This is a genomic window from Streptomyces sp. NPDC045026, from assembly GCF_056432625.1.
The window spans coordinates 88,108-112,911 of record NZ_JBWKIS010000008.1 but is presented as its reverse complement, the minus strand read 5'-3'; the positions used below and the strand labels follow the sequence as shown (position 1 = coordinate 112,911).

The following is a 24,804-nucleotide window of genomic DNA, read 5'->3' as shown; positions in this document are numbered from 1 at the left end:
CCCGGCCGCAGGCTGGGGACCATGTTCGTCGCATGGAGAGATCTACGGTTCGCCAAGGGGCGCTTCGCGCTGATGGGCAGCGTGGTCGTGCTGATCACGCTGCTCGTCGGCCTGCTGTCCGCCCTGACCGCCGGCCTGGCCCGGGACAACACCTCGGCGCTGACCGGGCTGCCCGCCGACCACCTCGCCTTCGCCCGGCCCCCGTCCGGCCAGTCGGTGTCGTTCACCGGGTCGACGGTCGGGGACGGGCAGTGGCGGGCGCTCGCCGCGCGACCGGGGATCGAAAGCGCGCAGCCGCTCGGCATCAGCACCGTCAACGCCGAGGCGGGCCATCACACGGCGGCCGTGTCCGCGTTCGGCGTGCGGCCCCGGTCGGGGCTCGCGCCCGACACGACGGCGCCCGGCACGGCCGTCCTGTCGCAGCAGGCCGCGGACGATCTGGGTGCGCGGTCCGGGGACCGCATCGCCCTGTCCGGTGTGTCCCTCACGGTGAGTGCCGTCGCGGGCGACGCCTCGTACAGCCACACCCCCGTCGTCTGGATCGATCTCGGCGACTGGCAGAACGTGACGCCGGGCGGGCAGGGCTCCGGGGAGCGGGCCACCGTGATCGCCCTGCGCACCGGGGAGGGCGCCGAGCTCGGCGCCGCGGACCGTGCGGCGGGCACCGAGACGCGGACCGTTGACGGGGCCCTTGAGGCCATAGGGTCCTACCAGGCCGAGAACGGCTCGCTCCAGCTGATGCGGGGCTTCCTCTTCGTCATCTCGGCGATGGTCATCGGCGCGTTCTTCACCGTGTGGACGATCCAGCGCAGCGGTGACATCGCGGTCCTCAAGGCCCTCGGCTCCTCGACGCCCTATCTGCTCAAGGACGCACTCGGCCAGGCCGTGGTCATGCTCGTCGGCGGTACGGCCCTCGGCACGGCGCTCGCGGCGCTCATCGGCGCGTTCGTGCCCGACAGCGTGCCGTTCGTCATGGAGCCGCTCACCACGCTCGGCCCGGCCGCCGTCATGACCGTACTCGGCGCGGCCGGCGCCGCCCTGTCCATCCGGCGCATCACCGCCGTAGACCCCCTCACCGCACTCGGGAGCGCCCGATGAGCCTCGACCTCGACGAGATCACCCTCACCTACCCGGACGGCGACGGCCGCATCACGGCGCTCGACGGCGTCACGCTGCACGTCCCGGCCGGCACGGTCACCGCGGTCGTCGGCCCGTCCGGCTCGGGCAAGTCCAGCCTCCTCGCGGTCGCGGCGACCCTGGTCACGCCCGACAGCGGCACGGTGACGGTGGGCGGTACGCCGACGGACTCGATCGGCCCCGCCGAACGCGCCGAGCTGCGCCGCCGCTCTCTGGGCATCGTCTTCCAGCAGCCCAACCTGCTGCCGTCCCTGACCGCCCTCGAACAGCTCCAGCTGATGGGCCACATCGACGGCCGCAAGCCGCGCGAAGTGCGGGAGCGGGCGGGGGAGTTGCTGGCCGCGGTCGGGCTCACGGACCAGGCGCGCCGCCGCCCCCACCAGCTGTCCGGCGGTCAGCGCCAGCGCGTCAACATCGCCCGCGCCCTGATGAACGAGCCGTCGGTCCTGCTCGTGGACGAGCCGACGAGCGCCCTCGACCACGAGCGCGGCGCGGCCGTACTGGATCTGCTCGCCCGGCTCACCAGGGAGCGCGGCACCGCGACGGTCCTGGTCACGCACGACCGGGCGCATCTCGCGGTGGCGGACATGGTGTGCGAAATGGTGGACGGGCGGCTCACGAAAGCCGGCCCGTCCCGTGACGCTGCGGGCCGTGCCCGCTACGCGCCGACCCCGGAGCTCGACAGCGCCACCGACAGCTCCTCGGCGACCTGCTGAAGCACCGGCACGATCTTCTCGGTCGCCACGTCGGTGACACGTCCCGCCGGGCCCGAGATCGAGATCGCGGCGGCCGTGGGGGAGTTGGGCACGGAGACGGCGAGGCAGCGCACGCCGATCTCCTGCTCGTTGTCGTCGACCGCGTACCCGGCGCTGCGCACCTCGGCGAGCGCGTCGAGGAAGCCGTCGGGCGTCGTGATCGTCTTCTCCGTGGCGGCCGGCATGCCGGTCCGCGCGAGCAGCGCGCGGACCTCGTCGGCCGGGGTGTAGGCCAGCAGGGCCTTGCCCACGCCGGTCGAGTGCGGCAGGACGCGCCGGCCCACCTCGGTGAACATCCGCATCGAGTGCTTGGACGGCACCTGGGCGACGTACACGATCTCGTCCCCGTCGAGCAGCGCCATGTTCGCCGTCTCGCCGGTCACCTCGACGAGGCGGGCGAGATAGGGGCGGGCCCAGGTGCCGAGCAGGCGGGAGGCGGACTCGCCGAGGCGGATCAGGCGGGGGCCGAGCGAGTAGCGCCGGTTGGTCTGCTGGCGCACGTAGCCGCAGGCGACCAGGGTGCGCATCAGGCGGTGGATCGTCGGCAGGGGAAGGCCGCTGCTCGCGGAGAGCTCACTGAGACCCACCTCGCCCCCGGCGTCGGCCATCCGCTCCAGGAGGTCGAAGGCGCGCTCGAGGGACTGGACTCCGCCGGTCGGGGCGGAAGGGCCAGAGGAGGTGGTGCTGGCGCTTGACGTCGGCACGGGCGCGTTCCTTTCGGGGCGGAAGGGCAAGCCAGCAGCCTACCCGGCGGTCACCGAGGGGGGTGTGGCACGGCCCGGGTTGTTCCGGCCGGTCAGGGCGCCTTTGTCCGGGTGTCGCCGGGCCATACCTGTGTTCTCTTGACGGTGTCGTCGTAGATAGCTACGTTCTGGCTTACGGAATTCTAATTCCACTTTGTGGAAACGTCCAGGACGGCGTCGTCCCGTGCAAGGCGGGTCTTGACGGACCCTGGACTGGAGTGAAAACTCCTTCAACAGAACGTTGAATTTACTGAGAGGGGCTCGGGTGTCCGACGTCGAACTGGTGCTGCGCTCGACCCGCGTCATCACCCCCGAAGGCACGCGGCCCGCGTCGGTCGCCGTCGCCGGGGGAAAGATCGCCGCCGTCCTTCCACACGACGCGGACGTACCTGCCGGCGCCCGGCTCGAGGACTTCGGTGACGATGTCCTCATGCCCGGACTCGTGGACACCCATGTCCACGTGAACGACCCGGGGCGCACGGAGTGGGAGGGCTTCTGGACGGCCACCCGCGCCGCGGCGGCCGGCGGCATCACCACGATCGTCGACATGCCGCTCAACTCGCTGCCGCCGACGACGACGGCGGCCAACCTGCGTACCAAGCAGGACGTCGCCGCCGCCAAGGCGCACATCGACGTCGGCTTCTGGGGCGGCGCGCTGCCCGACAACGTCAAGGACCTGCGCCCGCTGCACGACGCCGGCGTCTTCGGCTTCAAGTGCTTCCTCTCGCCGTCCGGCGTGGACGAGTTCCCGCACCTGAACGGCGACCAGCTCACCGCCTCCATGGCCGAGATCGCCGGCTTCGGCGGCCTGCTCATCGTGCACGCCGAGGACCCGCACGAGCTGGACGTCGCCCCGCACAACAGCGGTCCGAAGTACGACGACTACCTCGCGACCCGGCCGCGGATCTCCGAGGACGTCGCGATCAAGGGGCTCATCGACACCGCCAAGCGCATCGGTGCCCGCGTCCACATCCTGCACCTGTCCTCCTCCGACGCACTGCCGCTGATCGCCGAGGCCAAGGCCGAGGGCGTCAAGCTCACCGTCGAGACGTGCCCGCACTACCTCACGCTCACCGCGGAGGAAGTCCCGGACGGCGCAAGCGAGTTCAAGTGCTGCCCGCCCATCCGCGAGGCCGCCAACCAGGACCTGCTGTGGCAGGCGCTCGCCGACGGCACCATCGACTGCGTCGTCACCGACCACTCGCCGTCGACCGCCGACCTGAAGACCGACGACTTCGCCACCGCCTGGGGCGGCATCTCCGGCCTCCAGCTGAGCCTCTCCGCCATCTGGACCGCGGCCCGCGAGCGCGGCCACTCCCTCGACGACGTGGTCCGCTGGATGTCCTCGCGCACCTCGGAGCTGGTCGGCCTCGACGACCGCAAGGGCGCCATCGCCGCCGGCCGCGACGCCGACTTCGCGGTCCTCGCCCCCGAGGAGACGTTCACCGTCGACCCGGCCGAGCTCCAGCACCGCAACCGCGTCACCGCCTACGCGGGCAAGACGCTGCACGGCGTCGTGAAGTCGACCTGGTTGCGCGGCGAACGCATCGTCGCCGAGGGCGAGTTCACCGCTCCCGCAGGCAAGCTCCTCGAAAGGAACAACTGATCACTGTGACGGCGATACCCAGCTTCACCGGCGACGCGAACCCCTACGGCGGCGGCGACCCCTACGCCGACTACCGCACCGCCGACTTCCCGTTCACGCAGTACGCCGACCTCGCCGCGCGGCAGCTCGGCGCCGGTGTCATCGCCGCCAACGACGAGTTCTTCGCCCAGCGCGAGAACCTCCTCGTACCCGAGCGCGCCGAGTTCGACCCCGAGCACTTCGGCCACAAGGGCAAGATCATGGACGGCTGGGAGACCCGCCGTCGCCGCGGCACCGGCGCGGACCACCCGTGGCCGACCGCCGAGGACCACGACTGGGCGCTCGTCCGGCTCGGCGCCCCCGGCGTGATCCGCGGCATCATCGTCGACACCGCCCACTTCCGCGGCAACTACCCGCAGGCCGTGTCCGTCGAGGCCGCGTCCGTCGAAGGCGCGCCCACCCCGGAGGAGCTGCTCTCGGGCGACGTCAAGTGGACGACGCTCGTACCGCGCACGGCGGTCGGCGGCCACGCGGCCAACGGCTTCGCCGTCGACGTGGAGCAGCGCTTCACGCACCTGCGCGTCAACCAGCACCCCGACGGCGGCATCGCCCGCCTGCGGGTCCACGGCGAGGTCGTGCCCGACCCCAAGTGGCTCGCCACGCTCGGCACGTTCGACGTCGTCGCCCTGGAGAACGGCGGCCGCGCCGAGGACGCCTCCAACCTGTTCTACTCGCCCGCGAGCAACACCATCCAGCCGGGCCGCTCCCGGAAGATGGACGACGGCTGGGAGACCCGCCGCCGCCGTGACCAGGGCAACGACTGGATCAGCTACGGCCTGGCCGCCCAGTCGCAGATCCGCGCCCTGGAGATCGACACCGCCTACCTCAAGGGCAACTCGGCGGGCTGGGCGTCGGTCTCCGTGCGCGACGGCGAGGAAGGCGAGTGGGTGGAGGTCCTGCCCCGCACCCGCCTCCAGCCCGACACCAACCACCGCTTCGTCCTCGACACCCCGGCGGTCGGCACCCACGCGCGCGTGGACATCTACCCGGACGGCGGCATCTCCCGCCTGCGCCTGTTCGGTTCGCTGACCGACGAGGGCACGGCGCGCCTGACGGCCCGCCACCAGGAGCTCGGCGGCTGACGCTGCCCTAGGGGCCTGTCTCCAAATTCCCGCCTGCCCCACGGCGTCTGGCACGCACATCTGCGGCGTTGTCGTCGGTTGCCGACGCTCCGCGTCGACGCCCTCCTCCGCCTTGCAGCTGCACGCACCAGACGCCGTGGGGCCCGCCCTCCGGGCGGACGAAGGGAATTTGAAGACAGGCCCCTCCCGCGGACCCGCGCGGGGACGTACCGGCCCGACAGCACCGGTACGTCCCCGCGCGCATCACGTCATGCGGTACGACGTCCCCGCGCGCATCACGTCATGCCGCGTGCCCGCCGTCCACGGCGAACTCCGCGCCCGTGACGTACGTGGCCTCGGGGCCCGCGAGATAGGCGACCATCGACGCCACCTCGTCGGCCGTGCCGAACCGGTCCAGGGCGACGGAAACGGTCTGGCCCGAGGCGTAGGGGCCGTCCGCCGGGTTCATGTCCGTGTCGATCGGGCCCGGGTGGACGATGTTCGCCGTGATGCCCCGGCCGCCCAACTCGCGCGCGAGTGCCTTCGTGAGGCCGATCAGGGCCGCCTTGGTCGTCGCGTACACCGTCCCGCCTGGACCCGGTACGCGCTTGGCCATGCAGGTGCCGACGGTGACGATCCTGCCGCCGTCGGACAGCCGCGTGGCGGCCGCCTGCGAGGCCAGCAGGACACCGCGCACGTTCACCGCCAGTGCGTGGTCGATGTCGGCGAGGGAGAAGCCCTCCAGCGGTCCGAGTACGCCCACGCCCACGTTGTTCACCAGCACGTCGAGCCTGCCGAACGCGTCCGCCGCCAGATCCACCGCCCCGGCCGCCTCGTGGGCGTCGGCCGAGTCGGCGCGCAGCGCGAGGCCGCGCCGGCCCAGCGCCTCGACGCGGCGCACGACCTCCTCGGCCGCCTCTTTGCCGTTCACGTAAGTGACCGCCACATCCGCACCCTCACGGGCCAGCCGCAGCGCGGTCGCTGCGCCGATCCCTCGGCTGCCGCCGGTGACGAGTGCTGCCTTGCCGTTCATGGATCCTCCTGAAGCCATCGGTTGTTATGACTTCAAGTAAATGGACGGGCGGCTCTCGATGCTGGCGGCAAACGGACACCGATGCCCCCGCCCGCGGCGGTGAGCTGCCGTGCGGGTCCGGTGGGCGGAAAGTGGTGGCCCGGACGATCTTGCCGCGGGTAGCGTGAGCCGCCCCCCGTGCGAGCCGCCGCCGTCTCCACGCCCGCCGTACGCCGCCGGAGACCGCACCTTGGCCACGCTCACCGTCACCACGCCCCGCCGCGCCTGGCTCACCGACCTGCCCGTCCTCCTTGTGGCCGTCGTGTGGGGAGCCAGCTATCTCGCGGCCAAGGGCATCACCACACAGACGACGGTCCTCGCCGTCCTCGTGCTCCGGTTCGGGGCGGTCCTGCCGGCGCTCGTCGTGGCCGGCTGGGGCGCGCTGCGCGGCCTGAGCGTCGCGCAATGGCGCGGGGCGGGACTCCTCGGGCTGATCCTCAGCGGGATCTTCCTCCTGGAGACCTACGGCGTCGTCCACACCTCCGCGACCAACGCGGGCCTCATCATCAGCCTCACCATGATCTTCACGCCGCTCGCCGAGGCCGCGGTGACGCGGACCAGGCCGTCCCGCGCATTCCTCGCCGCGGCCGCCGTCTCCGTCGCGGGCGTCGTCCTGCTCACCCAGAGCGGCGGCTTCACGGCCCCGTCCGCCGGCGACCTCCTGATGCTGCTCGCGGCCCTCGCCCGCACCCTCCACGTCCTCGCCATGGCCCGGATGAAGTCCGTGCGGGGCGCGGACGCGCTGCCCCTGACGACGGTCCAACTGGGCGCGTCCGTCGTCGTGTTCGCGCTCCTGTGCGGGGTGCCGGGGACCGGCGCCGCGCCGTGGGAGGCGGCCGCGGACTTCGGCCCGCACGAATGGGCCGGGCTCGTTTTCCTGTCCGTCTTCTGTACGCTCTTCGCCTTCTTCGTGCAGATGTGGGCGGTCCACAGGACCTCACCGTCCCGGGTGAGCCTGCTCCTCGGAACCGAGCCGCTGTGGGCCGCGGCGGCCGGCATCGCCATCGGCGGCGAACGCCTGGGGCTGTTGGGCCTGTTGGGGGCCGTGTTCGTGCTGGCAGGGACGGCGTGGGGGCGTCGCGCCACCGCCTGAGCCACTGCCCGAGCCGCACTTCGAACGCGCCTCGGGCGCACTCCGAACGCACCCCGGACGGGCATGAAGCGGAGCCTCCGATTGGTTAACTTCCGGAAAACTCCCCCGACTTGACGTTGACACGTCATGCTCTACGCGCGTCACACTAGGGGCCATGCGAATCCCCCCACGAATCGCCAGTGTCACTGCCCTTGCGGCCGCCCTGCTCATCGGCGGCCCCGTCCTCGCCGGCTCGGCCACCGCGGCCCCGGCCCCCGTCACGTACTCCGTGACCTCCGTCGGCGACATCTGCTACTCGGCGCTGCCCTCCCAGGCCCACGACACGCTCGACCTGATCGAGCAGGGCGGCCCCTACCCGTACGACCAGGATGGCATCGTCTTCCAGAACCGGGAGGGCGTCCTGCCCTCGCAGTCCACCGGCTACTACCACGAGTACACGGTCATCACCCCCGGCTCCCCGACCCGCGGCGCCCGCCGCATCGTCACCGGTGAGGAGTCCAAGGAGGACTACTACACCGGCGACCACTACGCGACGTTCGACCTCGTCGACTACGGCTGCTGAACCGCCCGCGGTGAACGGCGCCGTCAGCTCTTGACGCTCTCCGACGCGGCGAACAGGGCCAACGCGAGCACGATCAGCGCGATGCTCCCGTACACCTCGTAGCCGTCGAGGAAGCCGAGATGCTGAATGACGCCCCAGCTCAGCCACCCGGTGAACTCGTGCAGCAGGCCGACCGCGCCCTGAATGAGCGCGATCGCGCCGATGAACTCCAGAACCTTCTTCATAGGTGACAACCTCGCCCCGCGGACCTCCCACGCACATCGGCCGCGGGGCGAGGCGCGTCCCGCCGCAGGTCGCGACTTCCGGCGGGGCGCGCCTACCGAAGTACCGGCCGCCGTGACTTTCGTCCACGGTCCGCTCCGCGAGGCGGCCCCGGGCGCCCCAGGTGCGTAGATTTGTCGACCATGGAGGTTCAGGAGCGGACAGGAACGGCCCCATCGGGGGAGCGGTACCGGTGGCGGCGCAGGATGCTGCCCTCGGCCGTCGCCGACGAGCTCGACCTGGACCCGGACGGCCGCCCCGGCCGCAGGCGGCGCACCCTGCGCGACTGGGTCGTCGACTTCACCTGCTTCCTCGCCGCCGTGGGCATCGGCCTGCTCGGCGCCCACTCCGTCGCGAACGACCCCAACACCTCCGACGGCCTCGCCGCACTCGACCAGTGGCTCGGCGCGCTCGCCTGCGCCGCCGTGTGGCTGCGCAGGAGGTGGCCCCTGGGCCTGGCCATCGCGCTGGCGGCCGTCAGCATGGTGTCGAACACCGCGGGCGGCGCCACCATGGTCGCCATCTTCACCCTCGCCGTGCACCGCCCCTTCCGGTACGTCGCCTGGGTCGCCGGCGCCTCATGCGCGCTGATCCCGCTCTTCTTCTGGATCCGGCCGGACCCGGACTCGCCGTACGTCCTCTCCGTCGCCTTCACGATCATCTTCACCGTCACCGTCGTCGGCTGGGGCATGTTCGTACGCTCCCGGCGCCAGCTCCTGCTGTCGCTGCGCGACCGGGCGCGGCGCGCCGAGACCGAGGCCGGGCTGCGGGCCGAACAGGCGCAGCGCCTGGCCCGCGAGGCCATCGCCCGCGAGATGCACGACGTGCTCGCCCACCGGCTCACCCTGCTCAGCGTGCACGCGGGCGCCCTGGAGTTCCGGCCCGACGCACCTCTGCAGGAGGTCGCCCGCGCGGCCGGCGTCATCCGCGAGAGCGCCCACGAGGCGCTCCAGGACCTGCGCGAGATCATCGGCGTCCTGCGGGCCGACGACCACGGCGAGGAGTCGGGCCGGCCCCAGCCGACACTGGCCGCGCTCGACGCCCTCGTCGCCGAGTCGCGCGAGGCGGGCATGAAGATCGTCCTCGACCACCAGGTCGGCGCCCCGGACACCGTCCCCGCGTCCGTCGGCCGCACCGCCTACCGCATCGTCCAGGAGGGCCTGACCAACGCCCGCAAGCACGCCCCCGGCGCCGAGGTCGAGGTCGTCGTCTCCGGCGCGCCGGGCGACGGCGTCACCGTCTCGGTCCGCAATCCGCCGCCCCCCGGCGAGGTCCCGCACGTGCCCGGCTCGGGCCAGGGCCTGATCGGCCTCACGGAACGCGCCACCCTGGCCGGCGGCAGCCTCGGCCACGGCGCCGCGGACGACGGCGGCTTCGCGATCGAGGCGTGGCTGCCGTGGCCCGGGTGACCCCCGCCCGCGGCGGGCACCCGTGGACCAGGTGATCACCGCCTCGCTACGGTGGCCCCGAGAATCAGGGCGGCGACGGTGACGGCTGCGGTACGACGGCGCGAAGGCGGGACTGGGTGAATTCGGTGGAACCGATCAGGGTGCTCCTCGTCGACGACGACCCGCTGGTGCGCGCGGGCCTCTCGTTCATGCTCGGGGGCGCGTCCGGCATCGAGATCGTCGGCCAGGCGGGCGACGGCTCCGAAGTACCCGCCCTCGTCGCCGAGGCCAGGCCCGACGTCGTGCTGATGGACCTCCGCATGCCGGACGTGGACGGCCTCGCCGCGACCGAGGCGCTGCGGGAGCGGCCCGACGCACCCGAGGTCATCGTCCTCACCACCTTCCACGCCGACGAACAGGTACTGCGGGCGCTGCGCGCCGGAGCCGCGGGGTTCGTCCTCAAGGACACCCCGCCCGCCGAGATCGTCGAGGCGGTCCGCGGGGTCGCGGCCGGAGCGCCCGTCCTGTCGCCGACGGTGACCCGGCAGCTCATCACGCGGGCCACCGGACCCGACCCGCAACACGACCGCAGGGCACGCGCGCGTGAACGTCTCGCCGAACTGGCCGACCGCGAGCGGGAGGTGGCCGTCGCCGTGGGCCGGGGCGCGGCCAACGCGGAGATCGCCGCCGAGCTCTACATGAGCGTCGCCACCGTCAAGGCACACGTCTCCCGCATCCTGGCGAAGCTCGGCCTCAACAACCGCGTCCAGATCGCCCTCCTGACCCACGACGCGGGACTCCTGGACGACTGACCCCGGCGGCACGGGTAAATTCACACCGTGATCCGGGCGCGGAGATACGGCGCTCAGGGTCCGCCGTACGGGGGAGGACTGACGATGGCCGGACCACGCCGGCGCACGGTGCGTGACCTCAGACGCAACAACCGCGCCACGGTGCTGCGCAAGCTCTACTTCGACGGGCCGCTCAGCCGACAGGAGTTGGGCCCCCTGACCGCACTGAGCTCGGGGTCGATCAGCAACGTCGTCTCCGAACTCGTCGCCGACGGCCTCCTGGAGGAGGCCGGATCGGTCGACTCGGACGGCGGCAGGCCCCGCACGCTCCTGCGCGTCGCCCCGCACTGCGGCCACCTCGCCGGTGTCGACATCGGCGAGACGCGCGTACGCGTGGAGCTCTTCGACCTCACCCTGAACGAACTCGCGCGCGTGGACACCCCGTTGCCCGACGGGCGCCATGACGCGCGGGACGTCGTCCGGATCGTCGCGGCCGGGGTGGCTCAGGTCCTCGCCGATACGAAGATCGCCCCCGACGCGCTCATCGGCGTCGGCATCGGCGTGCCCGGAATCGTCGACGCCTCCGGCGCGGGCGGCGCCGTCGGGGCCCTCGTGCACGGCCAGGCGATCGGCTGGGACGCCGTCCCCCTCGAAGCGATGCTGCGCGACTGCGGTGAACTCCCGCCCGGACTCCCCCTGTTCGTCGACAACGGCGCCAGGACCCTGGGCCTCGCCGAGATGTGGTTCGGCGCGGGCCGCGGCGCCCGCAACGCCGTCGTCACCCTCATCGGCTCCGGCGTCGGCGCCTGCGTCATCGCCGACGGCGTCCCCTACCAGGGCTCGTCCGGCAGCGCGGGGGAGTGGGGCCACACCACGCTCCAGGTCGGCGGCCGCCGTTGCCGGTGCGGGGCGCGCGGCTGTCTGGAGGCGTACGTGGGTGCCGAGGCGCTGCTCGAACGCTGGCGCGAGAGCGGCGGCAGCAGGACCTCGGCCGACGAGGAGGGGGCGCTCGCCGAACTCCTCGCCGACCCGGACACCGGTGAACTCCTCGACGAGACAGCCGAGTTCCTCGGCGCGGGCATCGCCGACCTCGTCAATCTCTTCAACCCCGAGCGCATCGTCGTCGGCGGCTGGGCCGGGCTGCTCCTCGGCCCCCGCCTCCTCGAACCGGTCCGGCGGGCGGCCGCCGCGTACGCCCTGCGCCACCCGTACGCGCAGACCACGATCGAACTCGGGCGCCTCGGACCCGACGCGGTGACGGTCGGCGCGGCAACCCTGCCGCTCGCGCGCTTCCTGGCCGGGGGCGGCGCGGCGATCAGCTCGGGGGAACCGGTCGTGAGCGGCGCGAGTTAGACCCGACGCCCACCCCCGCGCGGCATCACCGGCCCGCCGAATCGGCCGTATCCGCCGTACCCACCGACCTGTCCGGAGGCCCCGATGACCGCGCCCCGCGAAAGCGACCAACCCCAGCAGCTGGACCTCACCCTGGCCGCGAAGCTCCTGGACGCCCAGCCGTTCAGCCGTCTCGTGGGCGCCCGGCTCACCGCGTTCGGTGACGGCGCGGCCACCATCGAGGTCGACATCAGGCCGGAGCTGCACCAGCAGAACGGGTTCCTGCACGGCGGGGTGCTCTCCTACGCCGCCGACAACGCGCTGACGTTCGCGGGCGGCGCGGTCCTCGGCCCGGCGGTGCTCACCGGCGGCTTCTCCATCCAGTACGTACGCCCGGCCACAGGCCGCACCCTGATCGCCCGCGCCCAGGTCGTGCACGGCGGCCGGCGCCAGGCCGTCGTCCGCTGCGATCTGTCGACCGTGGACGAAGAGGGCACGGAGAAGCTGTGCGCGGTGGCCCAGGGCACGATCCTGCCGGTCGCGCGAGGCTGAGCCGACGGCGTTCACCCGAGTTTCATCCGAGGCCTGGAAACCCTTGACACCCGCGCCGCCGCACGCCCATAGTCCTCGCCGCTGAGCGCAACGACGTTGCGCTCAGCGCACCGAACCGGAGTGAGAACCAGGCGTCAGGAGGAGCGGGCCATGACCGAGAACAGCCCGAAAACCGGTGGACCCGGAGTCCTCCAGGGCGCCGATCGCGCCCTGCTCGCGCTGCTCTCCTTCACGGAGCGCCGCCCCGAGTGGGGCGTGAGCGAGATCGCGAGGGAACACGGCTGGGACAAGGCCGTCGCCCAGCGCATTCTCACCACGCTCGCCGCGCGTGCGTTCCTGACCTGCGACAGGACGACACGGCGCTACCGGCTCGGGCCCGCGGTGTCCCGGCTGGCCCGCGTGGGCGAGCACAGCGGCGTCCTGCCGTCCCTCGTCCGGCCCGTCCTCGCCGGGCTGCTGCGCGAGACCGGCGAGAGCGTCGTCCTGAACGTGCCCAACGGCGGCGGCTACCGCTGTGCCGCCGCCGTGGACGGCACCGGTCCCGTCCGCTACACGGCGATAGTCGGCGCCCTCATGCCCGGCCACGCCGGGGCCTCCGGACACGCGATCTTCGCCCACTACCCCGAGGCGGAGATCCGGCAGATCTTCGGCGCGACCCCGCTCCAACGCTTCAACGACCACACCGTCACCGACTTCGACGACCTGCTCGGTGTCTACCGCGACGTACGGGAGAAGGGGCACAGCCTCAGCCTCGGCGAGTACGACGAGGCGGTCGCCGCCATCGCGGCACCGGTCTTCCAGGCCGGCACCGTCGCGGCGTCGCTCACGGTCATCGGCCCCTCGCACCGCATCGTGCGCGCCGCCGACCGCATCACCCGGCTCGTCGTCGAGGGAGCACACGAGGCCACGGCCGCCTTCGGCCCCTGACGCCCTTCGTGCCGCTCCCCGCAGGCCCCGGACCGCTGTCCCGGGCAGGTCCGGCCCCGAACCCCAACTGCCACACCCGCCGCATCAGTCCCGCACACCTGTCCCCGCGCCATGCGCCGCCCCGCGCACGCCGCCCGGTCCCGCCTGCCCGCAAAGGGGTGTCCCGTGTCGCACCACACCTCAGTCACCACCGCCCACGCCGAACCACCACCCGGGGACAGCCCCGGCTCCGGACACCCCCGTGTCCGTGAACCCGTTGTCCTCATCGTGCTGGCAGCGCTCTCCGTCGTCGGCGCGCTCATCGGCGCCGACCTCGTCGCCAAGCTCGGCATCTCCGCCAACACCTCCGTGGTCGGCGCCCTCATCGCCATGCTGGTCGGCCGCATCCCCGTCGCCGGGCTGCGCAAGATGCGCTCGGTGCACCGGCAGAACCTCGCCCAGAGCGCCATCTCCGCGGCCACCTTCGCCTCGGCCAACGCCCTGCTCACCTCGGTGGCCGTGCCGTACGTCTTCGGCCGCAAGGACCTGGTGTGGCCGATGCTGGCGGGCGCGTTCATCGGCCTGCTCATCGACACCTGGGTGCTCTACCGCGCGTTCGGCTCCCGGCTGCTGCCCGCCGACGCGGCCTGGCCGCCCGGCACCGCCGCGGCCGAGACCATCAAGGCCGGCGACAAGGGCGGCAAGCGCGCCCTCGTACTGGGCGCAGGCACCCTCGTAGGGCTCGGCGGCACCCTCCTGAACCTGCCCCTGTCCGCCGCCGGCGTCGCCTTCCTCGGCAACGTCTGGGCCCTGCTGATGTTCGGCATCGGCCTGGGACTGCGGGAGTTCAGTCCCGACCTGTTCCACACGGACCTCGGCGCGGGCTACGTACCCCACGGCGTGATGGTCGGCGCGGGCGTCGTCGCCCTCGGCCAGGCGGTCCGGCTGCTCGTGCACCGCCGCCCCTCGCGCACGACCGCCCCGACACGGCCGAGCGCCTCGCCCGCCGTACGGACTGGCCCGCCCCTCTACGACCTCGACCGGCTCGCCGTCAACGAGGTGCCGGTCGCCGCGGCCGTCTACCGCGACGACATGTTCGTCGACCGCGAGCAGTCCCTGGAGACGGCGGGGCTCGTACGGGGGCTGCGCGTCTGGGTCTCCGACGCGCACGCCCACGACGGCGTGAAGGCGGACCCCGCGGTCCTCGACCGGCTGATCGCGATGGGGCGCGGGGAGATCTGAGCCGCGTTCACGGGGTGCCGGAGGATCAGCCCCCGGCAATCTCCTCCATCCGTACCAACCGCCGTTCCCGGCGCGACAGTTCGCAGGCCTCGGCGATCCGCAGCGCGTGCAGCGCCTCGCGGCCGTCGCACGGGTTCTCGCGCTCGCCGCGCACCACGTCGACGAACGCGACGAGCTCCGCCTCGTACGCGGGGGCGAAGCGTTCCAGGAAGCCGGGCCAGGGCTTGGTCGCGGCCGACGGGCCCTTGGGCTCGGTGGAGGCGAAGGGCGTGCGGTCGTCGAGGCCGACGACCACCGTGTCCAGCTCGCCGGAGAGTTCCATGCGCACGTCGTAGCCCGCGCCGTTGCAGCGCGTCGCCGTCGCCGTGACCAGCGTGCTGTCGTCCAGCGTGAGGACGGCGGCCGCCGTGTCGACGTCCCCGGCCTCGCGGAACATCGCGGGCCCGGCGTCGGACCCGGTCGCGTACACCTCCGTCACCTCGCGGCCGGTCACCCAGCGCAGGATGTCGAAGTCATGGACCAGGCAGTCCCGGTAGAGCCCACCGGAGAGCGGCAGATACGCCGCCGGCGGCGGCGCGGGGTCGCTCGTCATGGCCCGTACGGTGTGCAGCCGGCCGAGGCGGCCCGAGCGCACCGCCTCGCGCGCCGCCGTGTACCCCGCGTCGAAGCGGCGCTGGAAGCCCAGCTGGAGCACGGTCCCGGCCCGCTCCACCTCGCCGAGCGCGGCCAGCGTGCCCGACAGGTCGAGGGCGATGGGCTTCTCGCAGAACACCGGGAGCCCGGCCCGCGCCGCCCGCCCGATCAGGTCGCCGTGCGCGGACGTCGCCGCGGTGATGACCACCGCGTCCACGCCCCAGGAGAAGATCTCGTCGACCGTGGGCGCCGCGGTCGCGCCGATCCGGTCCGCGAGCGCGACGGCCCGCTCCGGGTCGGCATCCGTGACGACGAGCGAGCCGACCTCGCGGTACCGCTCCAGAACTGCTGCGTGAAAGGTGCCGATACGGCCCGTCCCGATAAGTCCGATGCGCATGCAGTCAAGGTGCCGTCCGGGGAACCCGCTGTCAACGGTTTGTCCTGACAACCGAACTTCACGACTTCCCGTCAACATTCCTTGCGACTACGCTCGGCCCGTGGCCAAACCAGTAGTCGATCCGACCGTGTCGCTCCAGCTCAGCGTGGACCGCAGCAGTCCGGTTCCGCTTTATTTCCAGCTCTCCCAGCAGCTGGAGGCGGCGATCGAGCGCGGCTCCCTGACCCCCGGCAGCCTGCTCGGCAACGAGATCGAGCTCGCGGGCCGGCTCGGCCTGTCTCGGCCCACCGTGCGCCAGGCCATCCAGTCCCTCGTCGACAAGGGCCTCCTCGTCCGACGCCGCGGAGTCGGGACCCAGGTCGTCCACAGCCAGGTAAAGCGCCCCCTGGAGCTGAGCAGCCTCTACGACGACCTGGAGGCGGCGGGCCAGAAGCCCGAGACGCGCGTCCTGGCCAACACGCTCGTGCCGGCGTCCGCCGAGGTCGCGGCCGCGCTCGGGGTGGGGGAGGGGGACGAGGTGCACCGGGTCGAGCGGCTGCGGCTGACCCACGGCGACCCGGTCGCGTACCTCTGCAACCACCTGCCCACCGGGCTGCTCCCGCTCGACACGGAGCGGCTGGAGGCGACCGGGCTCTACCGGCTGATGCGCGCCGCGGGGATAACCCTGCACAGCGCCCGCCAGTCCGTCGGCGCCCGCGCCGCCACGGCCGAGGAGGGCGAGCGGCTCGCCGAGCCCGCGGGCGCCCCGCTCCTGACGATGCAGCGCGCCACGTTCGACGACACCGGCAGACCGGTCGAGTTCGGGTCGCACACCTACCGGGCGTCGCGCTACTCCTTCGAGTTCCAGCTCCTCGTACGGCCGTAGAAGTCCGGCCGTAAGAATGTTCTGACAAAGTCATTGACGGTGCCGGGTACCCACCGCTAGAACTCCTCCAGCCGCACACGGGCGGCGAGGAGAGAGGTGGCACACCATGCGCACAGCCCGCACGGCAGCAACCCTCATAGCGGTCGTCGCACTCGCGGCCGGGTGCAGCAGCTCGGGAGGCAAGACCTCCGAGGACAAGGCCGGCGACTCCGGGGGCGGCAAGGCCGCCGGCACGCCCCGTCTGAAGATCGCGATGGTCACCCACTCCGGCGAGGGCGACACCTTCTGGGACATCGTCCAGAGCGGCGCCAAGCAGGCCGCAGCCAAGGACAACGTCCAGTTCCTCTACTCGAACGACAAAGAGGCCAAGGGGCAGGCCGAGCTGGTCCAGTCCGCGATCGACAAGAAGGTCGACGGGATCGTCGTCACCCTTGCCAAGCCCGAGGCCATGAAGGCCGTACTCGCCAAGGCGAAGGACGCCGGGATCCCGGTTGTCACGATCAACTCCGGCGGCGAGTTCTCGCAAGCGTTCGGCGCGCTGACCCATATCGGGCAGGACGAGTCCGTGGCCGGCGAGGCCGTCGGCAGCGAACTCAACAAGCGCGGCAGGAAAAAGGCGCTCTGCGTCATCCACGAACAGGGCAACGTCTCCCTGGAGCAGCGCTGCGTCGGCGTCAAGAAGACGTTCAAGGGCACCGTCGAGAACCTCAACGTCGAGGGCACCAACGCCCCCGCGTCCCAGTCGTCCATCGAGGCCAAGCTCCAGGCGGCCAAGGACATCGACGCGGTCGTCGCACTCGGCGCCCCCACCGCGGCCGTCGCCGTCAAGGCCAAGCAGGACGCGGACAGCGAGGCGGAGGTCGACACCTTCGACCTGAACGCGGCCGTGGTCAAGAGCCTCAAGGCCAAGGACGTCGGCTTCGCCGTGGACCAGCAGCCGTACCTCCAGGGCTATCTCGCCGTCGACGAACTGTGGCTCTACAAGACGAACGCCAACGTCATCGGCGGCGGAAAGCCGGTCCTGACCGGCCCCGCGATCGTGACGGAGAAGGACGTGCCGAAGCTCGAGACGTACACCGCGCGCGGTACCCGGTGAACGGATGCCTGATCCCAATGCCTGCTCTGTCTGCTGTGTCTGCTCGGGGGGCGACCCCCGGACCCGCGGCCGGAGGTGCGGCGCGCTGCCCGGGACCTGCACGGCTGCTGAATTCCCCGGTCGGGGCTGTGTCTGCTCGGGGGGCGACCCCCGGACCCGCGGCCGGAGGTGCGGCGCGCTGCCTGGGACCTGCACGGCCGCTGAAATCCCCGGTCGGGGATACTGAGGCGTCCGGGGCTAGAGAAGTGCCCCCCGGGGCTGGTCCGCCGGCCCCGGTGTATCAGGCAGCACGGCAAGAAGGGCACGGCCTCGTGGCACGGTTTCGGAGCTGGGTGAGCATCGCCCTCGCAGGGGCAGTCGGTCTCACCCTCGCGGGGTGCAGCAGCACCGGCGGCAAGCGGGCGGAGGACGCCAGGAAGGCGGCCTCGGCCCAGGGCAAAGCCGCGGTGAACACCCCGCGCTGGACCGTCGCGATGGTGACCCATTCAGGCGATGGCGACACCTTCTGGGACATCGTCCAGGAAGGCGCCAAGCAGGCCGCGGTCAAGGACAACATCAAGTTCCTGTACTCGCACAGCGACCAGGCGCAGCAGCAGGCCGAGCTCGTCGACGCGGCCGTGGACAAGAAGGTCGACGGCCTGATCGTCACGCTCGCGAAGCCCGACGCCATGAAGGCCGCCGTCGCCCGCGCCGAGAAGGCCGGCATCCCCGTGATCACGGTGAACTCCGGATCCGAGGAGTCCAAGAAGTTCGGCGCGCTCACGCACATCGGCCAGGACGAGACCATCGCGGGCCAGGCCGTCGGCGAGGAGCTGAACAAGCGCGGCCGCAAGAAGGCCCTGTGCGTCCTGCACGAGCAGGGCAACGTCGGCCACGAGCAGCGCTGCGCCGGTGCCAAGGAGACCTTCAAGGGCCAGATGCAGAACCTGTACGTCGAGGGCACCAACATGCCCGACGTCCAGTCCTCCATCGGCGCCAAGCTCCAGGCCGACAAGTCCATCGACTCCGTCGTCACACTCGGCGCGCCCTTCGCCGCCACTGCCGTGAAGGCCAAGCAGGACGCGGGCAGCAAGGCCGAGATCGACACCTTCGACCTCAACGAGAAGGTCGCCGCCGGCCTGAAGGACGGCTCGCTGGGCTTCGCCGTCGACCAGCAGCCCTACCTCCAGGGCTACGAGGCCGTGGACCTGCTCTGGCTCTACCGCTACAACGCGGACGTCCTCGGCGGCGGCAAGCCGGTTCTCACCGGACCGCAGATCATCACCAAGGACCAGGCCGCCAAGCTCGAGGAGTACACGAAGCGGGGGACCCGATGAGCGCCGCCGCACCAGGGACCACGCCGCTGACGGACGAGCGGCTCCTGAAGACATCGCCGCTGCGCACGCTCATGGGCCGGCCCGAACTGGGCTCGGTCGTCGGCGCCGTCGCCGTCTTCCTCTTCTTCGCGATCTTCGCGGACAGCTTCCTGCGGGCCTCCAGTCTCGCCACGGTCCTGTACGCGTCGTCGACGATCGGCATCATGGCCGTACCCGTGGCCCTCCTGATGATCGGCGGCGAGTTCGACCTCTCCGCCGGCGTCATGGTCACCACGTCCGCACTGGTCTCGTCGATGTTCAGCTACCAGATGACGGCGAACGTCTGGGTCGGCGTGGGCGTCTCGCTCCTGGTCACGCTCGCCATCGGCGTGTTCAACGGCGTCATGCTGACCCGCACCGACCCACCCAGCTTCATCATCACGCTCGGCACGTTCCTGATGCTGACCGGCATGAACCTCGGCTTCACCAAGCTGATCAGCGGCACCGTCTCCACCAAGTCGATCTCCGACATGGAGGGCTTCTCCTCCGCGAAGGACGTCTTCGCCTCCACGCTCACCATCGGAGGCGTCGACTTCAAGATCACGATCCTGTGGTGGCTCGCCCTGATCGTCGTCGCCACCTGGATCCTGCTGCGCACCCGCGTCGGCAACTGGATCTACGCGGTCGGGGGCGGGGAGGACGCGGCGCGCGCCGTCGGCGTCCCGGTCAACAAGACCAAGATCGGCCTGTACATGGGCGTCGCCTTCGGCGCCTGGATCTCGGGGCAGCACCTGCTGTTCTCGTTCGACGTCGTGCAGTCCGGCGAGGGCGTCGGCAACGAGCTGATCTACATCATCGCGGCCGTCATCGGCGGCTGCCTGATCACCGGCGGCTACGGTTCCGCGGTCGGCGCGGCCATCGGCGCCCTGATCTTCGGCATGACGAGCAAGGGCATCGTGTTCGCCGAGTGGAACCCGGACTGGTTCAAGTTCTTCCTCGGGGCGATGCTGCTCCTCGCGACCCTGCTCAACGCGTGGGTCCGCAAGCGCGCGGAGGCGACGAAATGACCGAGACCGCGGAGCGTACGGCGCTGGTCGAGCTCGACGGCGTCAGTAAGCACTACGGCAACATCCGGGCCCTGGAGGACGTCTCCCTGGTCGTGCACGCGGGCGAGATCTCCTGCGTCCTCGGCGACAACGGTGCGGGCAAGTCGACCCTCATCAAGATCATCGCGGGTCTGCACAAGCACGACTCCGGGTCCTTCCGCATCGAGGGGGAGGAGACGCGGCTCGCCAACCCGCGCGAGTCCCTCGACCGCGGTATCGCCACGGTCTACCAGGATCTCGCCGTCGTCCCGCTGATGCCGGTCTGGCGGAACTTCTTCCTCGGCTCCGAGCCGACGAAGGGCTCCGGCCCCTTCAAGCGCTTGGACGTCGACCTGATGCGCAGGACGACCCACGCGGAGCTGCTCCGCATGGGCATCGACCTGCGCGACGTCGACCAGCCCATCGGCACCCTCTCCGGCGGTGAGCGCCAGTGCGTGGCGATCGCCCGCGCCGTCCACTTCGGCGCCAAGGTCCTCGTACTCGACGAGCCGACCGCGGCCCTCGGCGTCAAGCAGTCGGGCGTCGTCCTCAAGTACGTCGCCGCCGCGCGGGACGCGGGCCTCGGCGTGGTTCTGATCACGCACAACCCGCACCACGCATACCTCGTCGGCAACCGCTTCGTCCTCCTGAAGAGGGGCACGATGTTCGGCAGCTACGCCCGCGACGAGATCACACTGGACGAACTGACCCGCCAGATGGCGGGCGGCAGCGAGCTGGACGACCTGCGTCATGAGCTGGAGAGCCGGGACAAACCGTAGGCAGTGCGCCCCGTAGGCAGTGCGCCCCTCAGGGGCGCGGGGCTGTGTCCTTTGTGCGGCTCCGCCGCGGGGCGCGACCAGCCACGATCAACCCGCGGCCGGAAACGGACACGCGGTAGCGCCACGCCCACCACGGGTGACCGTCACCGCGCGGATGCGCCTCCGCGGCAGCGAAATGACACAATCGGCGCGATGAGCACCTACCGCGACCTCGCACACCGCGGCTCCGCACGAGCCACCGTCCTGCGGACCGTCGGCACGCGTGAGCGCCGTTCCCACCTGACGGCGCCCCGCGTCCCGACCGTCGGCATCGACATCGGCGGTACGAAGGTGATGGCGGGCGTCGTCGACGCCGACGGCAACATCCTGGAGACCCTGCGCACCGAGACGCCGGACAAGTCCAAGAGCCCCAAGGTCGTCGAGGACACCATCGTCGAGCTGGTCCTCGACCTGTCCGACCGGCACGACGTGCACGCGGTAGGCATCGGCGCGGCGGGCTGGGTCGACGCCGACCGCAACCGGGTCCTGTTCGCCCCGCACCTGTCCTGGCGCAACGAGCCCCTCCGGGACCGCATCTCCGGCCGCCTGGCCGTCCCGGTCCTGGTCGACAACGACGCCAACGCCGCCGCCTGGGCCGAGTGGCGCTTCGGTGCGGGCCGTGGCGAGGACCACCTCGTCATGATCACGCTGGGCACCGGCATCGGCGGCGCGATCCTGGAGGACGGCCAGGTCAAGCGCGGCAAGTTCGGTGTCGCCGGTGAATTCGGCCACATGCAGGTCGTCCCCGGCGGCCACCGCTGCCCGTGCGGCAACCGCGGCTGCTGGGAGCAGTACAGCTCCGGCAACGCCCTCGTGCGCGAGGCCCGCGAGCTCGCCGCCGCGGACTCCCCTGTCGCGTACGGGCTCATCGAACGCGTCAAGGGCAACGTCCCCGACATCACGGGCCCGCTCATCACCGAGCTGGCCCGCGAGGGCGACGCCATGTGCATCGAGCTGCTCCAGGACATCGGCCAGTGGCTCGGCGTCGGCATCGCGAACCTCGCTGCCGCGCTCGACCCGTCCTGCTTCGTCATCGGCGGTGGCGTCTCCGCGGCCGACGACCTCCTGATCGGCCCGGCCCGCGACGCCTTCAAGCGTCACCTCACCGGCCGCGGCTACCGCCCCGAGGCCCGCATCGCCCGCGCCCAGCTCGGCCCCGAGGCCGGTATGGTCGGCGCCGCGGACCTCGCACGCCTCGTCGCCCGCCGCTTCCGCCGGGCCAAGCGCCGTCGCGTGGAACGCTACGAGCGCTATGAGCGTTACACCCAGGGCAAGGGCTTCGGCCTCGACCCGCACAGTCCGGCGAACGCCGCCGGCGAGACTCAGGGACCCAAGTAATGACCGTGCCACGCCAGCCCTCGTCCCCCGACGAAGGGCAGCGCCCCCCTGAGAACCGCCGGAGGGTCATCCGCCGCCGCGCGCTGACGCTGCTCACGATCGTGCTGCTCATCGGCGTGCCCGCCGGCTATCTGGTGATCTCCGCGGACCAGAGCCGTAACAGCGGCAAGGACAAGGAGGCCAAATACTCCGCGACGGGCCTCACCATCGGCTGGCCCTCCAAGGTCCAGCGCCGGCTCTACCAGGTGCCGATACCGGTCTCCTCCGCCAAGGGCGTCGCCTACTACGAGACGAACAACCTCAGGACGAGCCGCCTCTATGTCCGCTTCAGCACCACGGACGCGGGCCTCGACAAGTTCCTGAAGACCACGGGGACCAGTTCGTCCGAGCTGACGAAGGACGAGATCAGCATCAGCCCGCGCAACCAGAAGGTCGTCGGCTGGGTCTTCGACGGCCCGGGTCCGTACTTGGGCCTCACCCACAAGCAGAAGAACCCCGAGCCGACCCTGGACATCATGGTGAACCGGGAGAACCCTGCGAAGCCCTTCGTGTACGTGGTGTCGACGACGACGCCGTAGCGCCCGCGCTCACCGGCGCCGCCGCGGCCGGGTGATCCACCACGTGCCGCCCACCACGAGCAGCGCGAACACGGCGAGCCCCGCGCCCTGCGCCGCCACCAGCCACAGCCGGTCCCGCAGCGGCATCGTCCCCGTCAGGGTGACCTGGAGGGAGCCGACCGCGAAGGCGATCGCCGCCGTGAAGACGGCGACGAGCTCCACCGCCCGCACGGTCGAGGAGCGCATCGTCTCCTCGATGGAGCGGTTCGCCAGCTCCTGGTCCGCCCAGCGCTGCTGCTGATCGGCGTCGCGGTGCGCGCGCAGCAGGCCGTCCTGGATCGCGTTGCGTAACGCCAGGTACTGCTCCTGGAGCAGCTTGTGGCTGCCGCGGCTGCCCGTCGCGGGCAGGTGGCGCAGCGCCTCGTCCACGCTGGCGAGCCCGGCGCCGTACTGCCCGCACATGTACTGACCGCTCGCGAGACGGTAGAGGAACATGTGGTCCCGCGGATGGTCGCGGACCGCTTCGGCGGCCCGGTCGCGCAGCAGCTCCCCGCGGCCTTCGAAGGGCGCGGCGAACTGCAGCCCGTTGAGGCAGATGTCGACGACGTGACGGGTGCGGCGCGGGGACGTCCAGGCGCTGTCGAGCAGATCCGTCGCATGCGCGGCCGTGACCTCGCGACTGCCGAACGCGGCGAAGGAGCGCAGCGCCACGAGGAGCGGCTCCTCGCGGTGCGCGCCGCAGGCGAGGGCGAGGAGCGACGACTCCAGGAACTGGCGCAGCTCGTCGAAGCAGAAGTTCGAGCGGAGCTTGCCCGCGTGGTAGAGCACCGCGAAGAGGGCGAGATCACCGGACGCGGTGTCGCGGCCGACGATCTCCTCGGTCGCCTCGGAGAGCTCACCGACCGACTCGACGGTGTCCCTGGTGATGAACGCGTAGCCGAGGGCCCACTTCTCGACGACTTCCCCGCGGACGTCGCGGGCCACGTGCCCGGCGATCCACTGCGCGCACAGGGCGGCCGTACGGACCTCGGGCCGCTCCAGGAACCGCAGCCGCCAGTAGCGGTCGGCACAGATCAGCCGGGCGTCCCCCGCGAAGTCCGCCGACGTCACGTCGAACGGCGGCACGACCCCCTCCTGGACGAGGGCCTCGGCCACCTCCTCGCAGATCCGGTCGAGCGCGCGGGAGTCGGCCGCGGAGGCCCCGGCGAGGAGTGCGGAGACCGACGCGGCATCCATGAAGCAAGTACCCCCGTATGTACGGCTGTTGGCGTCCCGGCTGTGCCGCCTCCTACGTACCTATCACGATCATGGGCGCCACCGGGCCCTATCATCCGGACATGCGAGCGAACGGGCGGGCGGGTGTGAGTGTGGTGACGGCGGTGCACGCGCCGCACGCGCCCTTCCTCACCGACGCCTGGGCGTCGCTGCGGGAGCAGGACCACGGCGACTGGGAGTGGCTCGTCCAGGTCGACGGTCCGCACCCGGCGGTGACCGCCGCCCTGGAGAAGTGCGGGGCCGCCGGTGATCCCCGCGTGCGCGTCGCCGTGAACGGGACCGCCGAAGGCCCCGCCGTCACCCGCAACATCGCCCTCGGCCGCTCCCGCGCTCCCTTCGTGCAGAACGTCGACGCCGACGACGCACTCGAACCGGGCGCCCTCACGGCCCTCACCGCCGTACTCGCCGCCGACCCCGACGTCGGATTCGCCGTCGGCCGCGCCCGCGACCTGCTGCCCTCCGGCGAACTCCGCGACCACGTCCTGCCGCTGGACCCGGGACCGCTGCCCCGCGGCAGCCTCGCCGCCCGCTGGCAGACCGCCCCCGGCTCCTACCGCCTCCCCGTGCACCCCGCGGGCGTGCTCTGGCGCCGCTCCCTGCTCCTCGCGGTCGGCGGCTGGTCCGCGCTGCGCGGCATGGAGGACACGGGCCTGTTGATGGCCGCGTCCGCCGCCGCCCCCGGCGTCCTCGTCGACGCCGACACCCTGCGCTACCGCAAACACCCGGGCCAGGGTTCCGCACAAGTCACGGAATTCGCTGGGGGGGGGCCACAGATAGCGCTGATAAGACAGCGCGTGGCCCTGCTCTCCGGCCTCCCCGCATGGCGCGACCCGCACGATCCGCGGACCGCCTTCACGCCACCCCCCTGAACGCGTAGAGCAAGTGGGGGAGACGAAGGCAACTGC

General features: G+C 71.8%; 24 protein-coding genes and 2 pseudogenes. 21 read left to right on the top strand and 5 right to left on the bottom strand.

What is annotated here, in order from left to right; genetic code table 11:
• The first annotated feature begins 21 nt into the window (after window positions 1–21).
• Both AC07EJ_RS19455 and AC07EJ_RS19450 read left to right on the top strand, forming a co-directional pair.
• Entirely contained in the window at window positions 22–1,098 is a 1,077-nt protein-coding gene (locus tag AC07EJ_RS19455; RefSeq protein WP_389481965.1) for an ABC transporter permease, read from the top strand.
• Window positions 1,095–1,853 carry an ABC transporter ATP-binding protein gene (locus AC07EJ_RS19450; protein WP_389481963.1) on the top strand — a complete coding sequence of 253 codons (759 nt, stop codon included), beginning with the start codon at window positions 1,095–1,097 and terminating at the stop codon, window positions 1,851–1,853. The genes AC07EJ_RS19455 and AC07EJ_RS19450 overlap by 4 nt, the downstream gene beginning before the upstream one ends.
• Here the strand turns inward: AC07EJ_RS19450 and AC07EJ_RS19445 are convergent.
• Window positions 1,796–2,596 (bottom strand): IclR family transcriptional regulator, encoded by an 801-nt coding sequence (locus tag AC07EJ_RS19445; protein WP_389481960.1) that lies wholly within the window; start codon window positions 2,594–2,596, stop codon window positions 1,796–1,798. The genes AC07EJ_RS19450 and AC07EJ_RS19445 overlap by 58 nt on opposite strands.
• A 304-nt stretch (window positions 2,597–2,900) precedes the next feature.
• Here AC07EJ_RS19445 and allB point away from each other — a divergent pair, with 304 nt between their 5' ends.
• Both allB and alc read left to right on the top strand, forming a co-directional pair.
• The gene (allB, locus tag AC07EJ_RS19440; RefSeq protein WP_389481958.1) at window positions 2,901–4,241 is read left to right on the top strand and encodes an allantoinase AllB; all 1,341 of its coding nucleotides are present in this window, start codon (window positions 2,901–2,903) and stop codon (window positions 4,239–4,241) included.
• Between the two features lie 5 nt (window positions 4,242–4,246).
• A complete protein-coding gene (gene alc, locus AC07EJ_RS19435; RefSeq protein WP_389481955.1) occupies window positions 4,247–5,362 on the top strand; it encodes an allantoicase in 1,116 nt (371 codons plus the stop codon).
• A gap of 280 nt (window positions 5,363–5,642) precedes the next feature.
• Here the strand turns inward: alc and AC07EJ_RS19430 are convergent, their stop codons facing one another.
• A complete protein-coding gene (locus AC07EJ_RS19430) occupies window positions 5,643–6,374 on the bottom strand; it encodes an SDR family oxidoreductase (RefSeq protein ID WP_389481953.1) in 732 nt (243 codons plus the stop codon).
• 229 nt (window positions 6,375–6,603) lie between these two features.
• Here AC07EJ_RS19430 and AC07EJ_RS19425 point away from each other — a divergent pair, with 229 nt between their 5' ends.
• Window positions 6,604–7,506, top strand: coding sequence for a DMT family transporter (locus AC07EJ_RS19425; protein WP_389481950.1), 903 nt, complete (start codon window positions 6,604–6,606; stop codon window positions 7,504–7,506).
• Window positions 7,507–7,660: 154 nt separating this feature from the next.
• On the top strand, window positions 7,661–8,068 hold the full coding sequence (locus tag AC07EJ_RS19420; RefSeq protein WP_389481949.1) for a guanyl-specific ribonuclease: 408 nt from the start codon (window positions 7,661–7,663) through the stop codon (window positions 8,066–8,068).
• Window positions 8,069–8,091: 23 nt separating this feature from the next.
• On the opposite strand, the gene AC07EJ_RS19415 is transcribed toward AC07EJ_RS19420, so the two are convergent.
• Complete coding sequence (locus tag AC07EJ_RS19415; protein WP_389481946.1) at window positions 8,092–8,292, bottom strand: hypothetical protein; 201 nt, start codon at window positions 8,290–8,292, stop codon at window positions 8,092–8,094.
• 180 nt (window positions 8,293–8,472) lie between these two features.
• On the opposite strand from AC07EJ_RS19415, the gene AC07EJ_RS19410 reads away from it, so the two are divergent.
• The 7 genes and pseudogenes from AC07EJ_RS19410 to AC07EJ_RS19380 all read left to right on the top strand — a co-directional run.
• On the top strand, window positions 8,473–9,738 hold the full coding sequence (locus AC07EJ_RS19410) for a sensor histidine kinase (protein ID WP_389481944.1): 1,266 nt from the start codon (window positions 8,473–8,475) through the stop codon (window positions 9,736–9,738).
• A 125-nt stretch (window positions 9,739–9,863) separates the two neighbouring features.
• The gene (locus tag AC07EJ_RS19405; protein WP_478884593.1) at window positions 9,864–10,529 is read left to right on the top strand and encodes a response regulator; all 666 of its coding nucleotides are present in this window, start codon (window positions 9,864–9,866) and stop codon (window positions 10,527–10,529) included.
• Between the two features lie 84 nt (window positions 10,530–10,613).
• Window positions 10,614–11,861, top strand: a complete 1,248-nt coding sequence (locus AC07EJ_RS19400) for an ROK family transcriptional regulator (protein ID WP_389481940.1) — start codon at window positions 10,614–10,616, stop codon at window positions 11,859–11,861.
• An 84-nt stretch (window positions 11,862–11,945) separates the two neighbouring features.
• Window positions 11,946–12,392, top strand: coding sequence for a PaaI family thioesterase (locus tag AC07EJ_RS19395; protein ID WP_389481938.1), 447 nt, complete (start codon window positions 11,946–11,948; stop codon window positions 12,390–12,392).
• A 150-nt stretch (window positions 12,393–12,542) separates the two neighbouring features.
• Window positions 12,543–13,319 carry an IclR family transcriptional regulator gene (locus tag AC07EJ_RS19390; protein WP_478884592.1) on the top strand — a complete coding sequence of 259 codons (777 nt, stop codon included), beginning with the start codon at window positions 12,543–12,545 and terminating at the stop codon, window positions 13,317–13,319.
• A 165-nt stretch (window positions 13,320–13,484) separates the two neighbouring features.
• Window positions 13,485–14,279 (top strand): annotated as a pseudogene (locus AC07EJ_RS19385) (OPT/YSL family transporter); the annotation flags it as partial.
• 2 nt (window positions 14,280–14,281) lie between these two features.
• A pseudogene (locus tag AC07EJ_RS19380) lies at window positions 14,282–14,540 on the top strand (alpha/beta hydrolase); the annotation flags it as partial.
• Window positions 14,541–14,565: 25 nt separating this feature from the next.
• On the opposite strand, the gene AC07EJ_RS19375 reads toward AC07EJ_RS19380, so the two are convergent.
• Entirely contained in the window at window positions 14,566–15,570 is a 1,005-nt protein-coding gene (locus AC07EJ_RS19375; RefSeq protein ID WP_478884591.1) for a Gfo/Idh/MocA family protein, read from the bottom strand.
• Between the two features lie 127 nt (window positions 15,571–15,697).
• On the opposite strand from AC07EJ_RS19375, the gene AC07EJ_RS19370 reads away from it, so the two are divergent.
• From AC07EJ_RS19370 to AC07EJ_RS19340, 7 genes are all read left to right on the top strand, one after another.
• Entirely contained in the window at window positions 15,698–16,435 is a 738-nt protein-coding gene (locus AC07EJ_RS19370; RefSeq protein WP_389489299.1) for a GntR family transcriptional regulator, read from the top strand.
• A gap of 106 nt (window positions 16,436–16,541) precedes the next feature.
• Window positions 16,542–17,531, top strand: coding sequence for a sugar ABC transporter substrate-binding protein (locus AC07EJ_RS19365; protein ID WP_478884590.1), 990 nt, complete (start codon window positions 16,542–16,544; stop codon window positions 17,529–17,531).
• 311 nt (window positions 17,532–17,842) lie between these two features.
• Window positions 17,843–18,847, top strand: a complete 1,005-nt coding sequence (locus AC07EJ_RS19360; protein ID WP_389489285.1) for a sugar ABC transporter substrate-binding protein — start codon at window positions 17,843–17,845, stop codon at window positions 18,845–18,847.
• A complete protein-coding gene (locus AC07EJ_RS19355; RefSeq protein WP_478884589.1) occupies window positions 18,844–19,893 on the top strand; it encodes an ABC transporter permease in 1,050 nt (349 codons plus the stop codon). Before AC07EJ_RS19360 ends, AC07EJ_RS19355 begins: the two co-directional genes overlap by 4 nt.
• Window positions 19,890–20,690 carry an ATP-binding cassette domain-containing protein gene (locus tag AC07EJ_RS19350; protein WP_389489281.1) on the top strand — a complete coding sequence of 267 codons (801 nt, stop codon included), beginning with the start codon at window positions 19,890–19,892 and terminating at the stop codon, window positions 20,688–20,690. The genes AC07EJ_RS19355 and AC07EJ_RS19350 overlap by 4 nt, the downstream gene beginning before the upstream one ends.
• Window positions 20,691–20,882: 192 nt before the next feature.
• On the top strand, window positions 20,883–22,067 hold the full coding sequence (locus tag AC07EJ_RS19345; RefSeq protein WP_389489279.1) for an ROK family glucokinase: 1,185 nt from the start codon (window positions 20,883–20,885) through the stop codon (window positions 22,065–22,067).
• A complete protein-coding gene (locus tag AC07EJ_RS19340; RefSeq protein WP_389489276.1) occupies window positions 22,067–22,645 on the top strand; it encodes a sugar kinase in 579 nt (192 codons plus the stop codon). Before AC07EJ_RS19345 ends, AC07EJ_RS19340 begins: the two co-directional genes overlap by 1 nt.
• A 9-nt stretch (window positions 22,646–22,654) precedes the next feature.
• On the opposite strand, the gene AC07EJ_RS19335 is transcribed toward AC07EJ_RS19340, so the two are convergent.
• Entirely contained in the window at window positions 22,655–23,860 is a 1,206-nt protein-coding gene (locus tag AC07EJ_RS19335; RefSeq protein ID WP_389489274.1) for a hypothetical protein, read from the bottom strand.
• Between the two features lie 101 nt (window positions 23,861–23,961).
• On the opposite strand from AC07EJ_RS19335, the gene AC07EJ_RS19330 reads away from it, so the two are divergent.
• Window positions 23,962–24,768 (top strand): glycosyltransferase family 2 protein, encoded by an 807-nt coding sequence (locus tag AC07EJ_RS19330; protein WP_389489272.1) that lies wholly within the window; start codon window positions 23,962–23,964, stop codon window positions 24,766–24,768.
• The last annotated feature ends 36 nt before the right edge of the window (window positions 24,769–24,804 follow it).